Origin of the sequence: Streptomyces sp. NBC_00683, from assembly GCF_036226745.1 — a bacterium.
In the GTDB taxonomy this organism is placed as follows: Bacteria; Actinomycetota; Actinomycetes; order Streptomycetales; family Streptomycetaceae; genus Streptomyces.
The window spans coordinates 4,665,219-4,683,482 of sequence record NZ_CP109013.1 but is presented as its reverse complement, the minus strand read 5'-3'; the positions used below and the strand labels follow the sequence as shown (position 1 = coordinate 4,683,482).

17 protein-coding genes are annotated in these 18,264 nt (G+C 69.2%); 9 read left to right on the top strand and 8 right to left on the bottom strand.

Annotated elements, in window-relative coordinates; translation table 11 throughout:
- The first annotated feature begins 51 nt into the window (after window positions 1-51).
- From acs to OG257_RS21025, 5 genes are all read left to right on the top strand, one after another.
- Window positions 52-2,019, top strand: coding sequence for an acetate--CoA ligase (gene acs / locus OG257_RS21045; RefSeq protein ID WP_329209643.1), 1,968 nt, complete (start codon window positions 52-54; stop codon window positions 2,017-2,019).
- 301 nt (window positions 2,020-2,320) lie between these two features.
- Window positions 2,321-3,721: a Na+/H+ antiporter NhaA gene (gene nhaA / locus OG257_RS21040; protein WP_329209641.1), complete on the top strand. Its 1,401-nt coding sequence runs from the start codon at window positions 2,321-2,323 to the stop codon at window positions 3,719-3,721.
- A gap of 39 nt (window positions 3,722-3,760) precedes the next feature.
- The gene (locus tag OG257_RS21035; RefSeq protein ID WP_329209639.1) at window positions 3,761-4,291 is read left to right on the top strand and encodes a phage holin family protein; all 531 of its coding nucleotides are present in this window, start codon (window positions 3,761-3,763) and stop codon (window positions 4,289-4,291) included.
- Entirely contained in the window at window positions 4,288-5,274 is a 987-nt protein-coding gene (locus OG257_RS21030) for an alpha/beta fold hydrolase (RefSeq protein WP_329209637.1), read from the top strand. The genes OG257_RS21035 and OG257_RS21030 overlap by 4 nt, the downstream gene beginning before the upstream one ends.
- Window positions 5,275-5,379: 105 nt before the next feature.
- The gene (locus OG257_RS21025) at window positions 5,380-5,583 is read left to right on the top strand and encodes a hypothetical protein (RefSeq protein ID WP_329209635.1); all 204 of its coding nucleotides are present in this window, start codon (window positions 5,380-5,382) and stop codon (window positions 5,581-5,583) included.
- A 109-nt stretch (window positions 5,584-5,692) separates the two neighbouring features.
- On the opposite strand, the gene OG257_RS21020 is transcribed toward OG257_RS21025, so the two are convergent.
- From OG257_RS21020 to nth, 3 genes are all read right to left on the bottom strand, one after another.
- A complete protein-coding gene (locus OG257_RS21020) occupies window positions 5,693-6,898 on the bottom strand; it encodes a MarP family serine protease (protein ID WP_329209633.1) in 1,206 nt (401 codons plus the stop codon).
- A gap of 91 nt (window positions 6,899-6,989) precedes the next feature.
- Window positions 6,990-7,757, bottom strand: a complete 768-nt coding sequence (locus tag OG257_RS21015; protein ID WP_329209631.1) for an NUDIX hydrolase — start codon at window positions 7,755-7,757, stop codon at window positions 6,990-6,992.
- A gap of 115 nt (window positions 7,758-7,872) precedes the next feature.
- Window positions 7,873-8,721, bottom strand: coding sequence for an endonuclease III (gene nth / locus OG257_RS21010; protein ID WP_443054565.1), 849 nt, complete (start codon window positions 8,719-8,721; stop codon window positions 7,873-7,875).
- Window positions 8,722-8,974: 253 nt separating this feature from the next.
- Here nth and OG257_RS21005 point away from each other — a divergent pair, with 253 nt between their 5' ends.
- Window positions 8,975-9,649, top strand: a complete 675-nt coding sequence (locus tag OG257_RS21005; protein ID WP_014046869.1) for a Crp/Fnr family transcriptional regulator — start codon at window positions 8,975-8,977, stop codon at window positions 9,647-9,649.
- Window positions 9,650-9,731: 82 nt separating this feature from the next.
- On the opposite strand, the gene OG257_RS21000 is transcribed toward OG257_RS21005, so the two are convergent.
- The 4 genes from OG257_RS21000 to OG257_RS20985 all read right to left on the bottom strand — a co-directional run bounded on the left by OG257_RS21000 (window position 9,732) and on the right by OG257_RS20985 (window position 12,212).
- A complete protein-coding gene (locus OG257_RS21000) occupies window positions 9,732-10,565 on the bottom strand; it encodes an MBL fold metallo-hydrolase (protein ID WP_329209628.1) in 834 nt (277 codons plus the stop codon).
- Window positions 10,558-11,457: an NUDIX hydrolase gene (locus OG257_RS20995; protein WP_329209626.1), complete on the bottom strand. Its 900-nt coding sequence runs from the start codon at window positions 11,455-11,457 to the stop codon at window positions 10,558-10,560. The genes OG257_RS21000 and OG257_RS20995 overlap by 8 nt, the downstream gene beginning before the upstream one ends.
- A 126-nt stretch (window positions 11,458-11,583) precedes the next feature.
- Entirely contained in the window at window positions 11,584-12,054 is a 471-nt protein-coding gene (locus OG257_RS20990) for a RidA family protein (RefSeq protein ID WP_329209624.1), read from the bottom strand.
- A complete protein-coding gene (locus OG257_RS20985; RefSeq protein ID WP_019992579.1) occupies window positions 12,054-12,212 on the bottom strand; it encodes a DUF4177 domain-containing protein in 159 nt (52 codons plus the stop codon). Before OG257_RS20985 ends, OG257_RS20990 begins: the two co-directional genes overlap by 1 nt.
- A 71-nt stretch (window positions 12,213-12,283) precedes the next feature.
- Here OG257_RS20985 and OG257_RS20980 point away from each other — a divergent pair, with 71 nt between their 5' ends.
- Complete coding sequence (locus OG257_RS20980; RefSeq protein WP_329209622.1) at window positions 12,284-13,315, top strand: ArsA family ATPase; 1,032 nt, start codon at window positions 12,284-12,286, stop codon at window positions 13,313-13,315.
- Entirely contained in the window at window positions 13,312-14,715 is a 1,404-nt protein-coding gene (locus tag OG257_RS20975; RefSeq protein ID WP_329209620.1) for an ArsA family ATPase, read from the top strand. Before OG257_RS20980 ends, OG257_RS20975 begins: the two co-directional genes overlap by 4 nt.
- Before the next feature lie 44 nt (window positions 14,716-14,759).
- Here the strand turns inward: OG257_RS20975 and OG257_RS20970 are convergent, their stop codons facing one another.
- On the bottom strand, window positions 14,760-15,110 hold the full coding sequence (locus OG257_RS20970; RefSeq protein WP_329209618.1) for a WhiB family transcriptional regulator: 351 nt from the start codon (window positions 15,108-15,110) through the stop codon (window positions 14,760-14,762).
- Between the two features lie 913 nt (window positions 15,111-16,023).
- Here OG257_RS20970 and OG257_RS20965 point away from each other — a divergent pair.
- Window positions 16,024-18,258 (top strand): transglycosylase domain-containing protein, encoded by a 2,235-nt coding sequence (locus tag OG257_RS20965; protein WP_329209616.1) that lies wholly within the window; start codon window positions 16,024-16,026, stop codon window positions 18,256-18,258.
- The last annotated feature ends 6 nt before the right edge of the window (window positions 18,259-18,264 follow it).

Sequence of the window (18,264 nt, the reverse complement as noted above, 5' to 3'; positions counted from 1 at the left end):
TGGCCTGCGGCCTGATGAGCTGTCCTCCGGGACACAACGGACACCCTGGGAATGGGAGATGTCGTGAGCAACGAAAGCCTGGCCAATCTGCTCAAGGAGGAGCGGCGGTTCGAACCGCCTGCCGATCTGGCCGCGAACGCCAACGTGACAGTGGAGGCGTACGAGCAGGCCGATGCGGACCGGCTGGGCTTCTGGGCCGAGCAGGCCCGCCGCCTGACCTGGGCCACTGAGCCGACCGAGACGCTCGACTGGAGCAACCCGCCCTTCGCGAAGTGGTTCGCGGACGGCAAGCTCAACGTCGCGTACAACTGCGTGGACCGCCACGTCGAAGCAGGGAACGGCGACCGGGTCGCCATCCACTTCGAGGGCGAGCCCGGAGACACGCGCGCGATCACCTACGCGGAGCTGAAGGACGAGGTCTCCCGCGCCGCCAATGCGCTCACCGAGCTCGGTGTCGGCAAGGGCGACCGGGTCGCCGTCTATCTGCCGATGATCCCCGAGGCAGCCGTCGCGATGCTGGCCTGCGCCCGCATCGGCGCCGCCCACTCGGTCGTCTTCGGCGGCTTCTCCGCCGACGCCATCGCGGCCCGCATCCAGGACGCGGACGCCAAGGTCGTCATCACCGCCGACGGCGGCTACCGCCGCGGGAAGCCGACCGCGCTCAAGCCCGCCGTGGACGACGCGGTCTCCCGTTTCGACAGCGTCGAGCATGTCCTCGTGGTCCGCCGCACCGGGCAGGACACCGCCTGGACCGAGGGCCGGGACGTCTGGTGGCACGAGATCACCGGCCGGCAGTCCGTCGAGCACACCCCCGAGGCCTTCGAGGCGGAGCACCCGCTCTTCATCCTCTACACCTCGGGTACGACGGGTAAGCCGAAGGGCATCCTGCACACCTCGGGCGGATACCTCACGCAGGCGGCGTACACGCACCACGCGGTCTTCGACCTCAAGCCCGAGTCGGACGTGTACTGGTGCACCGCCGACATCGGCTGGGTCACCGGACACTCGTACATCGTCTACGGCCCGCTGGCCAACGGCGCGACCCAGGTCATGTACGAGGGCACGCCCGACACCCCGCACCAGGGGCGCTTCTGGGAGATCGTCCAGAAGTACGGCGTCACGATCCTCTACACCGCGCCGACCGCGATCCGTACGTTCATGAAGTGGGGAGACGACATCCCCGCCAAGTTCGACCTGTCGTCGCTGCGTGTCCTCGGTTCGGTCGGTGAGCCGATCAACCCCGAGGCATGGATGTGGTACCGCAAGCACATCGGTGCCGACACCTGTCCGATCGTGGACACCTGGTGGCAGACGGAGACCGGCGCGATGATGATCTCGCCGCTTCCCGGGGTCACCGCGACCAAGCCCGGTTCCGCCCAGCGCGCGCTGCCCGGCATCTCGGCCACCGTCGTCGACGACGAGGCCCGCGAGGTACCGGACGGCGGGGGCGGCTACCTCGTCCTCACCGAGCCGTGGCCGTCGATGCTCCGCACCATCTGGGGCGACGACGAGCGCTTCATCGACACCTACTGGTCGCGCTTCGAGGGCAAGTACTTCGCCGGCGACGGTGCCAAGAAGGACGACGACGGCGACATCTGGCTGCTCGGCCGGGTCGACGACGTGATGCTCGTGTCCGGGCACAACATCTCGACCACCGAGGTCGAGTCGGCTCTCGTGTCGCACCCGTCGGTCGCCGAGGCGGCCGTGGTCGGCGCCAACGACGAGACCACCGGTCAGGCCATCGTCGCGTTCGTGATCCTGCGCGGCACGGCCACCGCTTCCGAGGAGCTCGTCGCCGAGCTGCGGAACCACGTCGGCGCCACGCTCGGCCCGATCGCCAAGCCCAAGCGTGTCCTGCCGGTCGCCGAACTGCCGAAGACCCGCTCCGGCAAGATCATGCGGCGTCTGCTGCGTGACGTCGCCGAGAACCGTGAGCTGGGCGATGTCACCACGCTCACCGACTCCTCGGTGATGGACCTCATCCAGACGCAGCTGCCGTCGGCGTCCGCGGAGGACTGAGCCGATCCGCGGAGGACTGAGCCGATCCAGTTCCTTCCGTACGGCTGCGAGGGGCATCCGGCAACGCGCCGGGTGCCCCTTCGCGTGTCCAGGGGCGAAGATGAGCTTCGATGGACGTCGATGGGCGACGAGCACTGGATACGTCCATCGGCGCCCCGGGTACAGTGACGACGGCGACCTGTTGGTCAAGGGAACAGGTCGACAACCTCATATCAAATCTTCACAGGGGCGCCGGGAAGTCTGGTCGGCACGTGCATCTGCCATGCCATCGCTGCCGTAACCGACCCGGAGGTCTCCCCTCGTGGCCGCGCCTGTACCCCCGCCCCCCCGCCGTGCGCTGCTCGGCCGCCTCTCCCTGCCCGAGCGGAACTACGTCGCGGAGGCGCTGCGTGCCGAGACGGTCGGCGGCATCATCCTGCTGCTCGCCGCCGTCACCGCGCTGATCTGGGCGAACACCCTCGGTTCCAGCTACGAAGCCGTCAGCGACTTCCACTTCGGACCCGAATCGCTGGGGCTCGATCTCTCCGTGTCCCACTGGGCGGCCGACGGACTCCTCGCGATCTTCTTCTTCGTCGCAGGCGTCGAACTCAAGCGCGAACTGGTCGCGGGCGAACTGCGCGACCCCCGGGCAGCGGCCCTGCCCGTGGCCGCCGCGCTGTGCGGAATGGCCGTTCCCGCCGTCGTCTACACCCTGGCCGCCGTGTTCGGGAAAGGCTCCACAGCCGGCTGGGCGGTACCCACCGCCACCGACATCGCGTTCGCCCTGGCAGTTCTCGCGGTCATCGGTACCTCGCTGCCGGCGGCGCTGCGCGCGTTCCTGCTCACGCTCGCCGTGGTCGACGACCTGTTCGCGATCCTGATCATCGCGATCTTCTTCACCGATAGCATCAACTTCCTCGCCCTCGCGGGGGCCTTCGCCGGCCTGGCCGTCTTCTACCTCCTCCTGCGCGTGGAGGTCCGGGGCTGGTACGTCTATCTGCCGCTCGCCCTGGTGATCTGGGGGCTGATGTACAACAGCGGCGTCCACGCCACGATCGCCGGTGTCGCGATGGGCCTCATGCTCCGTTGCACCAAGCGCGAAGGCGAGTCGCAATCCCCCGGCGAACACATCGAGCACCTGGTGCGGCCCCTTTCCGCCGGGTTCGCGGTGCCGGTGTTCGCACTCTTCTCGGCCGGCGTCACCCTCAAGGGCGATGCCCTGGCAGGCGTTTTCACCCGGCCCGAAACGCTCGGCGTGGTCCTCGGACTGGTCGTCGGCAAGACGATCGGCATCTTCGGCGGCACCTGGCTCGTCGCCCGCTTCACCAAGGCGGAGCTGAACAAGGACCTGGCCTGGGCGGATGTGCTGGCCGTCGCGGCGCTCGCCGGTATCGGCTTCACCGTTTCGCTGCTCATCGGGGAGCTCGCCTTCGCGGGCGACGAGGACATGATCAACGAGGTCAAGGCCGCGGTCCTGCTCGGTTCCCTCATTGCCGCCGTACTCTCCGGTGTACTGCTGAAAGTCCGGGTACGCAGATACAGGGCCCTGTACGAGGCGGAGGAGCGCGACGAGGACGAATCGGGAGTGCCCGACATCTACGAGCAGGACGATCCGGAGTACCACCTGCGGATGGCTGCGATCCACGAGAGGAAAGCTGCCGAGCACCGCCGCCTTGCCGAACAGGCGGGGGCAGCGAGCAGCAAGCCGGACAGTCCGGCATGATCTGACATCGGATGTACTGAAGAGGAGAGGGAGTCAGGGATGAGCGACCCCGGCAACTACGCGGGCAGCGCCGACCGTAGTCTCGGACAGCTGTTCGCGTCCGCGACGGCTGAGATGTCCGCGCTGGTGCACGACGAGATCGCCCTGGCCAAGGCCGAGGTACGCCAGGACGTCAAGCGCGGCGTGATCGGCAGCGTGGCGTTCATCGTCACAGGGGTGCTGATCCTCTTCGCGATCCCCGTGCTCAGCTTCGCGGCGGCCTACGGGATCCACAATCTGGGGCTGGGGCTCGCCTGGTCGTTCCTGATCGTGGGCGGCGCGTTCATTCTGCTGGGGATCCTTCTCGCCCTCTTCGGGCTCGCCAAGTTCAAGAAGGTCAAGCCGCCGGAGAAGTCCATCGCTTCGGCCAAGCAGACCGCGGCGGTCCTGCAGGGCGTCAAGCCGCACCCCCGCCCCGCCGAACCCGTAGGTGCGCTCGGCCGGGCGCAGGGCAGCACGCTCGCTGACAGGGCCATCGAGAGCCGCCCGGTCCAGGACAAGGCGGCCTCTGTGGCACGCTCATCGACATGACCGACCCCGATTTCAGCGCATCCGGCCCGTACGTCCCAGTGGGACCGTTGGGACCGGCTGCCGGTTCCGGCGGTCCCGTACGGCTCGAAGGTCCCTGGACCCACCGCGATGTGGCGGCCAACGGTGCGCGCTTCCACATCGCCGAGCTCGGCGACGGACCGCTCGTGCTCCTGCTGCACGGCTTCCCGCAGTTCTGGTGGACCTGGCGCCATCAGCTGACCGCGCTCGCCGATGCCGGTTTCCGCGCGGTCGCGATGGACCTGCGCGGGGTGGGCGGCAGCGACCGTACGCCCCGGGGCTACGACCCGGCCAATCTGGCGCTCGACGTCACCGGTGTGATCCGCTCGCTCGGTGAGCCCGACGCGGCGCTGGTCGGACACGACATGGGGGGCTATCTCGCCTGGACGGCCGCGGTGATGCGGCCCAAGCTCGTACGGCGTCTCGCGGTGTCGTCGATGCCGCACCCTCGGCGGTGGCGGTCCTCGATGCTCTCCGACTTGGCACAGTCCAGGGCCGGCTCGCACATCTGGGGGTTCCAGCGTCCGTGGGTGCCGGAGCGTCAGCTCGTCGCGGACGAGGCGGCGTTGGTGGCACGGCTGATCCGGGACTGGTCCGGTCCGCGGACCTCGGACTTCCCCGACGACAAGACGGTGGACGTCTACCGCCGCGCCATGTGCATCCCTTCGACGGCTCACTGCTCGATCGAGCCGTACCGCTGGATGGTGCGTTCGCTGGCCCGTCCGGACGGCGTCCAGTTCAACCGGCGGATGAAGCGCCCGGTGCGCGTACCGACGCTGCACCTGCACGGTTCACTCGATCCGGCGATCCGTACACGTAGTTCGGCGGGATCCGGGGAGTACGTCGAAGCGCCGTACCGTTGGCGACTTTTCGACGGTCTGGGGCACTTCCCCCACGAGGAGGATCCGGTCGCGTTCTCGACCGAACTCATCAACTGGCTCAAGGATCCCGAGCCCGACCGGTAGCGGACAGGTACGGGTGTCCGACGAACAGCCAATTGCCTGCCGCATAAGCCAATTGGCTGACTCCCACGCGATTACCGACCTTGGGTCACGGGCAGACGTCGGGGTATGGGCTGGACGCGCGACTTCAGTGACGCAGCACGCAACCACCGCTCGACCGCTCCTGCTGGTCCGAGCACTCATGAGGGGGGCGGCTCTCCGAGCCGGGTGCATGATGTGAGTGATTTCCATGATCTCCGGCTGGGCATTCCGCGCATTCTGCATCGCCGGGCCCGCTGGGTCTCGGCGCGGCTGCGGCATCCCCGTGGATGACAGAGCGGTCCTCCGACGCACCGCGGCGTAGACGCAGGGCGGGCCGTGGCTGACGACGTACCCGGCGCACCTGCCTCGCGGACGCGCCGGGTGTCGCGTCACTTCCCGGTCAGAGCGCGCAGCCCTGACTGTCGACCTGCTGATTGGCGGCCTTGCCGAGCTCGATGTCCTCGCGGATCTCGTCGGCCGTCAGCGCGTATCCCGTGTCCGGGTCGTCGAGCGACTTGGCGAACACCACTCCGTAGACCTTGCCGTCCGGAGTGAGCAGCGGGCCGCCGGAGTTGCCCTGACGCACGGTCGCGAACAGGGAGTACACATCGCGCCGCACTGTGCCCCGGTGGTAGATGTCCGGGCCGTCGGCGTCGATGCGGCCCCGGATACGAGCGGAGCGTACGTCGTAGGCGCCGTTCTCCGGGAAGCCGGCGACGATGGCGTCGTCGCCGCTCTCCGCGTCGCTCCGGGTGTCGGTGAAGCGCAGCGGCTGCGCGTCGAGGTCCGGGACGTCCAGTACGGCGATGTCGCGCTGCCAGTCGTAGAGAACGACCTTCGCGTCGTACAGCCGGCCTTCGCCGCCGATCTGCACGGTCGGCTCGTCCACGCCTCCGACCACATGGGCGTTGGTCATCACGCGGCGGTTCGAGAAGACGAAGCCGGTGCCCTCCAGGACCTTGCCGCAGCCCGGCGCCGTGCCGACGACCTTGACGATGGACTTCTTGGCGCGGGCGGCGACGGGGCTGCCCGCAAGCGCCGGGTCCGGGGCCTTGACCTCGGTGATCGGTTCATTGGCGAAGGGACTGAAGACCTGCGGGAAGCCGTTCTGGGCCAGGACCGAGGAGAAGTCCGTGAACCAGGTGGAGGCCTCGTCGGGCATCACCCGGGAGACTCCGAGCAGGACCGAGGAACTACGGACCTCCTTGCCCAGGGTCGGCAGTGACGTGCCTGCGAGCGCGGAGCCGATCAGCCAGGCGACCAGCAGCATGGCCACCACGTTGACCAGGGAGCCGCCCGTGGCGTCCAGGGCGCGCGCGGGCGACCACGTGATGTACCGGCGGAGTTTGTTGCCGAGGTGGGTGGTGAACGCCTGCCCGACGGAGGCGCACACGATCACGATCACGACCGCGACGATGGCAGCTGTGGAGGAGACTTCCGACCCGTCGGTCATCTGGTCCCAGATGACCGGCAGCAGGTAGACGGCGACGAGGCCGCCGCCCAGAAAGCCGATCACGGACAGAATGCCGACGACGAAACCCTGGCGGTATCCGATGACCGCGAACCACACGGCGCCGACCAGCAGCAGGATGTCCAGCACATTCACCGTCTATAGCCTCGCAGATTCGTCACCTGGCCCGTCCGGTTCGACGGGGTCCGGGCCAGGCCCGGAACAGCGCAGCACGGGAGTCAGCCTGTCATGCGCGCCAGTCGAGCGGCACCTGCTTGGCCCTGTCCCAGGGGCGTTCCCACCCCGCGTAGTGCAGAATCCGGTCGATCACACCGGCTGTGAATCCCCAGACCAGGGCTGATTCGACCAGAAATGCCGGACCTCGGTGGCCGCTCGGATGAACGGCCGTGGCCCGGTTGGCCGGATCCGTGAGATCCGCCACGGGGACGGTGAAGACGCGGGCGGTCTCTGCCGGGTCGACCACGCCGACGGGGCTCGGCGTCCGCCACCAGCCGAGGACGGGCGTGACCACGAAGCTGCTCACCGGGATGTAGAGGCGGGGCAGGACACCGAAGATCTGGACACCGCTCGGATCGAGGCCTGTCTCCTCCTCGGCCTCCCGCAGCGCCGCCCTGAGCGGGCCTGTGGTCGCCTGGTCGCCGTCCTCCGGGTCGAGGGAGCCCCCGGGGAAGGACGGCTGGCCGGGGTGGGAGCGCAGGGATCCGGAGCGCTCCATCAGGAGCAGCTCGGGGCCGCGCTCTCCCTCCCCGAAGAGGATCAGGACGGCCGACTGGCGGCCGGCTCCGCTCTCGGGCGGCAGGAACCGGCTGAGCTGCTGGGCCCGGACGCTCCGCGCCGCGCTCGCGACGGGGTCGAGCCAGCCGGGCAGTCCTTCGGTGGTGACGGTGACCGCGCTGTCGTGGGGCGCACCTGTCTGCGACGCGTCCGTCCGCGTCGTGGCCGCCTGTGTGGTGGCCGCGTTCCGTGCGGCCCGTGTGCTCTGTGCGTGCGTCATGGGCACCCCCGTCGTTGCAACGCCTGTCGTCGGCCATTTCGTTCCGCGTACGGGCGGGGCACCCCTGCGGGGACCCCCGCGTACGGGCGGGGCACCCCTGCGGGGACCGTGGCCGTCACCCGGCTCCCAGGGGTGGCGCGGGCATGCCCGGGTAGTCCGGGGGCGGGCTGAGGCGCTGGCCGGGATATCCGCCCATCTCGTACTTGAGGAGCTTCCTGGCCTTCTCCGGGTCCGTCTCGCCCTCACCGTACGAGGGACAGAGCGGGGCGATCGGACAGGCGCCGCAGGCGGGCTTGCGGGAGTGGCAGATGCGGCGGCCGTGGAAGACGACGCGGTGCGAGAGCATCGTCCAGTCGCTCTTCGGGAAGATCTCCGCGATTTCCGCCTCGACCTTCTCCGGGTCCTCCTGCTCCGTCCATTTCCAGCGGCGGACCAGCCGGCCGAAGTGGGTGTCGACCGTGATGCCGGGTACGCCGAAGGCATTGCCGAGGACGACGTTGGCCGTCTTGCGGCCGACGCCGGGCAGCTTCACGAGATCGGCGAGGCGGCCGGGGACCTCACCGCCGAAGTCGTCCCGGAGGGCCGCCGACAGGCCGATCAGGGACCGCGACTTGGCCCGGAAGAAACCGGTCGGCCGGATGATCTCCTCGAGCTTCTCGGGTACGGCGGCTGCCATGTCCTCGGGGGTCGGATAGGCGGCGAAGAGCGCGGGAGTCGTCTGGTTGACCCTCAGGTCGGTGGTCTGGGCGGAGAGCACCGTGGCCACCAGGAGCTCGAACGGGTTGCGGAAGTCCAGCTCGGGATGGGCGTACGGATAGAGCTCGGCCAGTTCGCGGTTGATCCTGCGGGCACGGCGGACCATCGCGAGGCGCGATTCCGGTTTCGCCGTCCTCTTGGCTGCCGGCGTTGGCCCGGTCGGGCGTTTTACGGCTTTTTTACGACCCCGTACGGGCTGTTCGCCCACAGCGGAATTCTTGTCCTCCGACACCCCATCAGCCCCCTTGGCCTGCGCTCTCACCGGCTTTCCGGACACTCCGCCAGCCTAGAGCCAGGCACCGACATCCGCCCCGGTCACTGCCCATCCACGCCCAATCGGCCCCCTGCCGTAGGGTCCGGCACGCCCGTGCGTCAAACTGGTTTGTGATTGATCGCACTGTTTTACCGTCCGGCATCATGGGGACCACGGTTCCCTGAACAGGCCGACAAGGAGAGAACTCGTGGACGACGTTCTGCGGCGCGCCCCGCTTTTCGCGGCGCTCGATGATGAGCAGGCCGCGGAGCTCCGCGCCTCGATGAGTGAGGTGACCCTCGCGCGCGGTGACGCGCTGTTCCACGAGGGCGACCCCGGCGACCGCCTGTATGTGGTCACCGAGGGCAAGGTGAAGCTCCACCGCACCTCCCCCGACGGACGCGAGAACATGCTGGCCGTCCTCGGTCCCGGCGAGCTGATCGGAGAGCTGTCGCTCTTCGACCCGGGCCCGCGCACCGCCACGGCGACCGCGCTCACCGAGGTCAAGCTGCTCGGCCTCGGCCACGGCGACCTCCAGCCCTGGCTGAACGCGCGCCCCGAGGTGGCCACCGCGCTGCTGCGCGCCGTCGCCCGCAGGCTGCGCAAGACCAACGACCAGATGTCCGACCTGGTCTTCTCCGATGTGCCGGGCCGTGTCGCCCGTGCGCTCCTCGACCTGTCGCGCCGCTTCGGCGTCCAGTCGGAGGAGGGCATTCACGTCGTGCACGACCTGACCCAGGAAGAGCTGGCCCAGCTGGTCGGCGCCTCCCGCGAGACGGTCAACAAGGCACTCGCGGACTTCGCGGGCCGCGGCTGGCTGCGCCTCGAGGCACGTGCCGTGATCCTGCTGGACGTGGAGCGGCTGGCGAAGCGTTCGCGCTGATCGCCGACGCCCACCGGGTACGAAATCGCGAGAGGCCCCACCTGCCGGTTGGGGCCTCTCGCGCGTCCGGGAAGGGCCCTGATCACTCGATCAGGCCGTGTTCCCCCAGGTACTCCAGCTGGGCACGCACCGACAGCTCCGCGGCGGGCCACAGGGAACGGTCCACGTCCGCGTACACCGCCGCCACCACCTCCGCCGGTGTCCGGTGACCGGCCTCCACGGCCGTCTCCACCTGGGCCAGCCGGTGTGCCCTGTGAGCGAGGTAGAACTCGACCGCCCCCTGGGCGTCCTCCAGCACAGGGCCGTGTCCCGGGAGCACCGTGTGCACGCCGTCGTCGACCGTCAGCGAGCGCAGTCTCCGCAGCGTGTCGAGGTAGTCGCCGAGCCGGCCGTCCGGGTGCGCGACGACCGTCGTGCCACGCCCGAGAATCGTGTCGCCCGTCAGCACCGCACGGTCGGCGGGCAGGTGGAAGGAGAGCGAGTCCGCGGTGTGCCCCGGAGTGGGCACGACCCGGAGTTCGAGGCCCCCGGTGGTGATCACGTCGCCCGCCGTCAGCCCCTCGTCGCCCAGGCGCAGCGCCACGTCCAGGGCACGCACCTTCGTACGGGTGAGCTCGGCGAAGCGGGCCGCGCCCTCGGCGTGGTCGGGATGGCCGTGCGTGAGCAGCGTGAGGCCGACGCGCCGCCCGGACTTCTCCGCGGTGTCGATGACGGCCCGCAGGTGTTCCTCGTCGAGCGGCCCCGGGTCGATGACGACCGCGAGATCGGAATCCGGCTCCGCGACGATCCAGGTGTTGGTGCCGTCCAGAGTCATCGCCGACGCGTTGGGCGCGAGGACGTTGACCGTACGGGTGGTGGCGGGGCCGGAGAGGATGCCGCCGCGGGGCTGCCCGGGCAGCGCTGCCGCGTCACTCATGCGGAATCGCCCCCGGCGTCGCCGTCGGGATGAGTTTGGTGAACTCCTCGTGCCCCGGCCAGCTCAGCACCAACGCGTCACCCTCCATACGGGCCTGTGCGAGCACAGGAGTCAGGTCCTGGGAATCCGCCGCCTTCAGCGCCTCTGCGGCCGTCCCGTACGGCCTCAGCGCCCGCAGCGTGGCCACGGTCGGCGGCATCATCAGCAGTTCGCCCTTGTCGTAGCCGTCGGCGGCCTCGCCCGGGCGGATCCACACCGTCCGGTCGGCCTCGGTGGACGCGTTCCGGGTGCGCTGGCCCTCCGGGAGCGCGGCCACGAAGAACCAGGTGTCGTACCGGCGCGGTTCGAACTCCGGAGTGATCCAGCGCGCCCACGCGCCCAGCAGGTCGGAGCGAAGGACCAGGCCCCGCCGGTCGAGGAAGGCGGCGAAGGACAGCTCACGGGCCACCAGTGCCTCGCGGTCGGCCTCCCAGTCGGCGCCCGTGGTGTCGCTCACGACGGTGTCGGCAGTGGGTCCGGCCAGCAGGACGCCCGCCTCCTCGTACGTCTCACGGACCGCCGCACAGACGACGGCCTGCGCCTCGGTGACCGTCTCCACGCCCAGCCGTTCGGCCCAGTGCTCCAGGGACGGTCCCGCCCACCCCACGAGGTGGTCGTCGTCGCGCGGGTCGACGCCGCCACCCGGATAGGCGTACGCGCCCCCGGCAAAGGCCATGGAGGTGCGCCGGCGCAGCATGTGGACGGCCGGACCGGCGGTGCCCGTCCCGGACGGGCCGTCCCGCAGCAGCATCACGGTGGCCGCACGCCTGGGGTCCACGGCCGTCAGGTCGCCGCTGGCGAGGGCCCTGATCCGTGCGGGCCATTCCGGGGGGTACCACTGACCATTGGGCATGGCCGGAGGCTATCCGGAACCGCGCCGATGTTCGAGGGCTCCCCGGCTCCGTGACTGCCCCTTACACGCAACATCCCGCCCGGTCACAGGGACCGGGCGGGATGACAGGGAAGGTGAGGGTACGGCTCAGGCCTCGACGAGCTCGACCTGGACCTCGATCTCCACCGGTGCGTCCAGGGGCAGTACGGCTACGCCCACGGCGCTGCGCGCGTGCACGCCCTTGTCGCCCAGGACCGCGCCCAGCAGCTCACTCGCGCCGTTGACCACGCCCGGCTGCCCGGTGAAGTCGCTGGCCGAGGCGACGAAGCCCACGACCTTCACGACCCGGGCGATCCGGTCCAGGTCCCCGGCGACGGACTTCACGGCCGCCAGGGCGTTGAGCGCGCAGGTCTTCGCGAGCTCCTTGGCCTCGTCCGGCGTCACCTCGGCGCCGACCTTGCCGGTCACCGCGAGCTTGCCGTCCACCATCGGCAGCTGGCCGGAGGTGTACACGTACACCCCGGACTGCACGGCCGGCTGGTACGAGGCCAGCGGCGGGACGACGCCCGGGAGCGTCAGGCCGAGCTCGGCGAGTTTCGCCTCGACGGCGCCCGCCACTACGGCTTCTCCCGCTTCAGGTAGGCCACGAGCTGCTCGGGGTTGTTCGGGCCGGGAACGACCTGGACCAGCTCCCAGCCGTCCTCGCCCCAGGTGTCCAGAATCTGCTTGGTCGCGTGCACGAGAAGGGGCACGGTCGCGTATTCCCACTTGGTCATGAGCCGACTGTAATGCCTGGCACAGGCGGCCTCGTGCGTAGCCTGCCTGCCGACTGGTTAGGCTCGAAGACGTGAGCAGGTTCCAGGTCGTCAGCGGCAAGGGCGGGACCGGTAAGACCACGGTCGCCGCCGCACTCGCGCTCGCCCTCGCGACCGAGGGCAGGCGCACCCTCCTCGTCGAGGTCGAGGGCAGGCAGGGCATCGCCCAGCTCTTCGAGTCCGAAGCCCTCCCGTACGAGGAACGCAAGATCGCCGTGGCGCCCGGTGGCGGGGAGGTCCATGCGCTGGCGATCGACGCCGAACGCGCGCTGCTCGACTACCTCCAGATGTTCTACAAGCTGGGTGGTGCCGGCAGGGCGCTGAAGAAGCTCGGCGCGATCGACTTCGCCACCACCATCGCGCCCGGCGTCCGGGATGTCCTGCTGACCGGCAAGGCCTGTGAGGCAGTTCGCCGCAAGGACAAGCAGGGCCGGTACATCTACGACTACGTGATCATGGACGCGCCGCCCACCGGCCGCATCACCCGCTTCCTCAACGTGAACGACGAAGTGGCGGGGCTGGCGCGGATCGGTCCGATACACAATCAGGCGCAGGCCGTGATGCGGGTCCTGAAGTCTCCCGAGACGGCGGTCCACCTGGTGACGCTCCTCGAGGAGATGCCGGTCCAGGAGACCGTGGACGGCATCGCGGAGCTCCGGGCCGCCGAGCTGCCCGTGGGACAGGTCGTGGTGAACATGGTGCGCCCCCATCTGCTGGACGAGGAGGCGCTGCGTACGGCGTCGGGAGGCCGCCGCAAGGAGATCGCGAAGACGCTGACCAGGGCGGGCGTGACGGGTTCCGCCGGCCTCGTACGGCCACTGGTCGCACAGGCCGCCGAACACGCCCAGCGAGTGGGCCTGGAGCGCGAACAGCGCGCGGTGCTCGCCGGGCTGGGGCTCCCCACCGCCGAGCTGCCACTGATGGGCGAAGGGGTGAGCCTCTCCGCGCTGTACGAGCTGGCGGCGGAGTTCCGTAAACAGGGCGTGGGCGACGAGACGGTGGACGCGGCGGGGCAGGGGCCCGCAAGGGGCGCGCGGCGCCCCGGACAAGGGGTGGGTTCATGACGCTTGGCACGGACATCGCACCGGGGCTGGACACCGACGCGCTTCTCGACGACCCGGGCATCCGGATCGTCGTGTGCTGCGGCTCGGGCGGCGTCGGCAAGACGACGACCGCCGCGGCGCTCGGTGTACGCGCGGCCGAGCGCGGACGCAAGGTCGTCGTCCTCACGATCGACCCGGCCCGCCGGCTCGCCCAGTCCATGGGCATCGACCAGCTCGACAACATCCCGCGCCGGGTCGAGGACATCGGCGGTGACGGCGAACTGCACGCCATGATGCTCGACATGAAGCGCACCTTCGACGAGACCGTCGAGGCGCACACGGACGCCGAGCGGGCCCGCGCGATCCTGGAGAACCCCTTCTACCAGTCCCTGTCTGCCGGTTTCGCGGGCACGCAGGAGTACATGGCGATGGAGAAGCTCGGGCAGCTGAGGGCACGCGACGAGTGGGACCTGATCGTCGTCGACACCCCGCCGTCCCGCTCGGCACTGGACTTCCTGGACGCGCCGAAACGTCTCGGCTCGTTCCTGGACGGAAAGTTCATCCGGCTCCTGATCGCCCCCGCGAAGATCGGCGGGCGGGCCGGGATGAAGTTCCTCAATGTCGGCATGTCGATGATGACGGGGACGCTCGGCAAGTTGCTCGGCGGACAGTTCCTCCGGGACGTACAGACCTTCGTCGCGGCGATGGACTCCATGTTCGGCGGATTCCGTACCCGCGCCGATGCCACGTACAAGCTGCTCCAGGCCCCCGGCACGGCGTTCCTCGTCGTGGCGACGCCGGAGCGGGACGCGTTGCGCGAGGCCGCGTACTTCGTGGAACGGCTGGCTGCGGAGGAGATGCCACTGGCCGGTCTGGTGCTCAACCGGGTGCACGGCAGCGAGGCCGCGCGGCTCTCCTCGGAGCGGGCGCTGGCCGCCGCAGAAAATCTTGACGGCGTCGGCATTGTGGATCAGACGGCCGGGAAGGCTGGCCTTTGTGACCCGGCGGACCCGGCGGCTGTCACCTCTCCCGAAGCCTCCGAGTCACCGCTCCCCCCCGAGCGAAACGAGTCGACGTCGCACGACCAAGAGCCGCACACCAAAAAGCCGCAGGAGCCGCACGACCCGAAGCCGCATGCCCAGTCCAGGAAGCCCGAGCACACGGAGGAGGACGACGCCTCCATCGCCGACACCGTTTCCGTCGAGCAGCTGACCGCGGGTCTGCTGCGGCTGCATGCTGAGCGGATGCAGGTCGTCGCGCGCGAACAGCACACACGCGACCGCTTCACCGCGCTGCACCCCGAGGTCCCGATGGCCGAGGTGGCCGCGCTGCCCGGTGATGTGCACGACCTCTCAGGCCTTCGGACCATCGGGGAACGGCTCGCGGCCGGTTCCGTTCCCGCTCCGGCCGGAGCTGTGTAGGACCGCCGCCGGGCCCCCCTTACGGGGCCGCCCCGCGTGCGGATCTACCCGACGGCTGCGTACGTCTCGTGCAGTTCGTCGTCCTCCAGGCCGACCGCTGCGGGCAGCAAGCCCGTGGACCGCTCGTACTCACTGCGTGCGGTCTCCAGCAGACGACGCCAGGACGTGACTGTGGGCCGTCTGCGCAGCAGTGCGCGGCGCTCCCGCTCCGTCATTCCGCCCCATACGCCGAATTCGACGCGATTATCCAGCGCATCAGCCAGGCACTCGGTCCGCACCGGGCAACCGGTGCACACCGCCTTGGCCCTGTTCTGCGCTGCCCCTTGTACGAACAGTTCATCCGGATCGGTAGTGCGGCAGGCTGCCTGCGCACTCCAGTCGGTTACCCAGCCCATGCCGGCGCCGTCCTCTCCCGAATCGAGGCTCCCCCACGGCGGTAGCGGCATATTCACCGCTGCCAGTTGAGGACGTTACGGAAGCAGGCGACAGCACAACACCCCCTTCGGGCCCAATCTTGAATGGCCCGAACGGACTATGCGTACGCGGCAGATCACCCAGGGGAGTGAGGTGAGGACATGCGGGACTATCCCGGCCGAACTGGGACAGTAAGCCCAAGTCGCAACGGACATTCGGTGACACATAAGGCGAATTCGGGAACGCCTCGGTGTGTGGCTGAGTTGCGCTGGGCCGTGCACGGGGGTTGCTGCAAAACCGGACTGCTGTGACAGTTGAGAGCAGCTTAGGCCAAGGCCTGTACGCGTGTCCGGCGAATGAGAACGTAGGCGCCTCACGTTGCTGTGCCGTCAGATTCGCGCGACGAGCCCCCCGAACACGGCGCGATCATGGAGCCGCTGGTGCCACTCGTCGGCGTCCGGTCCGAAACGGGGGACGAGGGCCTTCGCTTCCTCCCCCGTGACCGGCCCGGTATCGAACGGAGCTGCCGGTCGCATCTGTCGATCTCTTCCTCGCTCGCGTCCCAGTCGGGCAGCGGGCCGTCGGCGGCGAACGTACGCACTTCGGGACTTCGGGTCCCATGGGCGAATGGTCGATTGCCCCCCGCACGGAGGACAAGGCGTCTTCGCAGGCCAGGCGGCCGCCACGACCTCCCGTGACGCCGGGACCGGGACAGCGTCGGGCGTCCGTCCGGAACCCTCGTGCCCGCCACCGCCCAGGGCGCCACCACCGCGCACCCATCCACGTGGAGGCCCTGGCCTGCGGCCGCGCCCGGATGTCACGGTCTGGTACTCGAACGCTCCGAGGAGCCCCCGCCCCTGCGGAACGTCGCCAACTACGGATTAGGCTGCCCCCATGCCAAAGAAGCGCTCAGGCGGGGGTCTCACCACGACTCAGCAGGCCGCCAAGTTCCTCGGTGTCGCCGCGCTGTCCGGAGCTGTGCTGGCAGGCATCGCGCTGCCGGCCGCCGGAGCGCTGGGCCTCGCAGCCAAGGGGACGGTCGAGGGATTCGACGAGATCCCTTCCAACCTCAAGACTCCGCCGCTGAGCCAGCGGACCACGATCCTGGACAGCGAGGGCGGTCTCATCGCGACCGACTACTCCCGCGACCGGACCGTCGTCCCGCTCAAGGACATCTCCCCGTACATGCAGGACGCGATCATCGCGATCGAGGACTCACGGTTCTACGAGCACGGGGCCGTCGACCTCAAGGGCATCCTGCGTGCGATGAACCGCAACGTGCAGGCAGGCGGTGCCGCGCAGGGCGCCTCGACCCTCACCCAGCAGTACGTGAAGAACGTCTTCGTGGAGGAGGCGGGCGACGACCCGGACAAGGTCGCGCAGGCCACCCAGCAGACCCTGGGCCGCAAGGTCCGTGAGCTGAAGTACGCGATCCAGGTCGAGGAAGAGCTCGGCAAGAAGAAGATCCTGGAGAACTACCTCAACATCACGTTCTTCGGGCAGCAGGCCTACGGCATCGAGGCCGCCTCCCAGCGGTACTTCTCCAAGCACGCCAAGGACCTGAAGGTGGAGGAGGCCGCGCTGCTCGCCGGCCTCGTCCAGTCGCCGACCCGGTACGACCCGGTCAACGACACGGAGGAAGCGACCAAGCGTCGCAACACCGTGCTGCAGCGTATGGCGGCCGTCGGGGACATCTCGCAGGACGAAGCCGACAAGGCCATCGCCAACCCGATCAAGCTGAAGGTCAGCGAGCCGAAGAACGGCTGCATCACGGCCGTCGCCGGCTCCGGCTTCTTCTGCAACTACGTACGCCAGATCGTCCTCAACGACCCGGCCTTCGGGAAGACCGACGAGGAGCGCGCCAAGCTCTGGAACCTCGGTGGTCTGACGGTCAAGACGACGCTCGACCCGAAGGCGCAGCGGGCCGCCAACGAGGCAGCGACCTCGAAGGTGAACAAGGACGACAAGGTCGCCGCCTCGGTGGTGCAGGTCCAGCCCGGCAGCGGCAAGATCCTCTCGATGGCCCAGTCGCGCCCGTACGGCCTGGACCAGAAGAAGCACCAGACGATGCTGAACCTCGGCGTCAGCAACAAGATGGGCGGCAGCACCTACGGCTTCCAGGTCGGTTCGACCTTCAAGCCGATCACCGCCGCCGCGGCTCTGGAGAAGGGCATCAGCCCCGCCCAGAGCTTCTCCACCGGCTGGAAGCTCTCGCTGCCGCAGGACTCGTACCGCACCTGCTCGGGTGCCCCCGCCGGCGGTGGCAACTGGGACCTGCAGAACGAGATGGAGTCCGAGAAGGGCTCCTGGGACATGACGGGTGCGCTCGGCAAGTCCATCAACACCTACTTCGCCCTGCTGGAGCAGAAGGCCGGTCTGTGCGAGACGGTCGAGATGGCGAAGAAGGTCGGCTACGAGCGGGGTGACGGCAAGGAGATCGAGGAGCACGCCTCGATCACCCTCGGCGGCGAGGTGAGCACCCCGCTGTCGATGGCCTCCGTGTACGCCACGTTCGCCAACCGGGGCACGTACTGCTCGCCGATCGCCATCGAGGCGATCATCGACCCCGACGGCAAGAAGATCGAGGTACCGAAGTCCGAGTGCTCCCGGGCGATGAGTGAGCCGACGGCGGACACCATCAGCCAGATGCTCAAGGGCGTGGTCGAGGACGGCACCGGCACGCTGGCCGGTCTCACCGACCGCGACAACGCCGGTAAGACGGGTACGACCAACGACCGCCTGGACGCCTGGTTCGTCGGCTACACCCCGAACCTCTCGACGGCGGTGTGGGTCGGCGACGACATCGGCGAGAAGACCACCAAGATGTACAACATCACCATCGGTGGCCAGTACTACGACAAGGTCTGCGGCGGCTGTCTTCCCGGTCCCATCTGGAAGATCGCGATGACCGGTGCGCTGAGCGCTTCGGAGACGCCGTCCTTCAACCCGATCTCGGTGCCTCGGGCCAAGCCGAAGGAAGACAAGGACAAGGACAAGGGCAAGGGCCGGGACCGCGAGGACGGCGACGACAAGCCGGGAACCGACGACCCGATCGGCGGCATCACCTTCCCGCCGGGCGTCATCGGCGGAAACGACGGTGGCACGCGCGGCGGTGGCAACGGTCCCTGACCCGTC

What these genes read in the sequence shown, in the direction of transcription:
- OG257_RS21015 (WP_329209631.1), bottom strand. Translation starts at nt 7,757, where the DNA reads ATGACGCACGCACAGAGCACACGGGCCGCACGGAACGCGGCCACCACA.
- OG257_RS21035 (WP_329209639.1), top strand. Translation starts at nt 3,761, where the DNA reads ATGAGCGACCCCGGCAACTACGCGGGCAGCGCCGACCGTAGTCTCGGA.
- OG257_RS20970 (WP_329209618.1), bottom strand. Translation starts at nt 15,110, where the DNA reads ATGGGCTGGGTAACCGACTGGAGTGCGCAGGCAGCCTGCCGCACTACC.
- OG257_RS20965 (WP_329209616.1), top strand. Translation starts at nt 16,024, where the DNA reads ATGCCAAAGAAGCGCTCAGGCGGGGGTCTCACCACGACTCAGCAGGCC.
- OG257_RS20985 (WP_019992579.1), bottom strand. Translation starts at nt 12,212, where the DNA reads ATGACCAAGTGGGAATACGCGACCGTGCCCCTTCTCGTGCACGCGACC.
- OG257_RS20995 (WP_329209626.1), bottom strand. Translation starts at nt 11,457, where the DNA reads ATGCCCAATGGTCAGTGGTACCCCCCGGAATGGCCCGCACGGATCAGG.
- OG257_RS20975 (WP_329209620.1), top strand. Translation starts at nt 13,312, where the DNA reads ATGACGCTTGGCACGGACATCGCACCGGGGCTGGACACCGACGCGCTT.
- OG257_RS21000 (WP_329209628.1), bottom strand. Translation starts at nt 10,565, where the DNA reads ATGAGTGACGCGGCAGCGCTGCCCGGGCAGCCCCGCGGCGGCATCCTC.
- OG257_RS21025 (WP_329209635.1), top strand. Translation starts at nt 5,380, where the DNA reads ATGGGCTGGACGCGCGACTTCAGTGACGCAGCACGCAACCACCGCTCG.
- acs (WP_329209643.1), top strand. Translation starts at nt 52, where the DNA reads ATGGGAGATGTCGTGAGCAACGAAAGCCTGGCCAATCTGCTCAAGGAG.
- OG257_RS21030 (WP_329209637.1), top strand. Translation starts at nt 4,288, where the DNA reads ATGACCGACCCCGATTTCAGCGCATCCGGCCCGTACGTCCCAGTGGGA.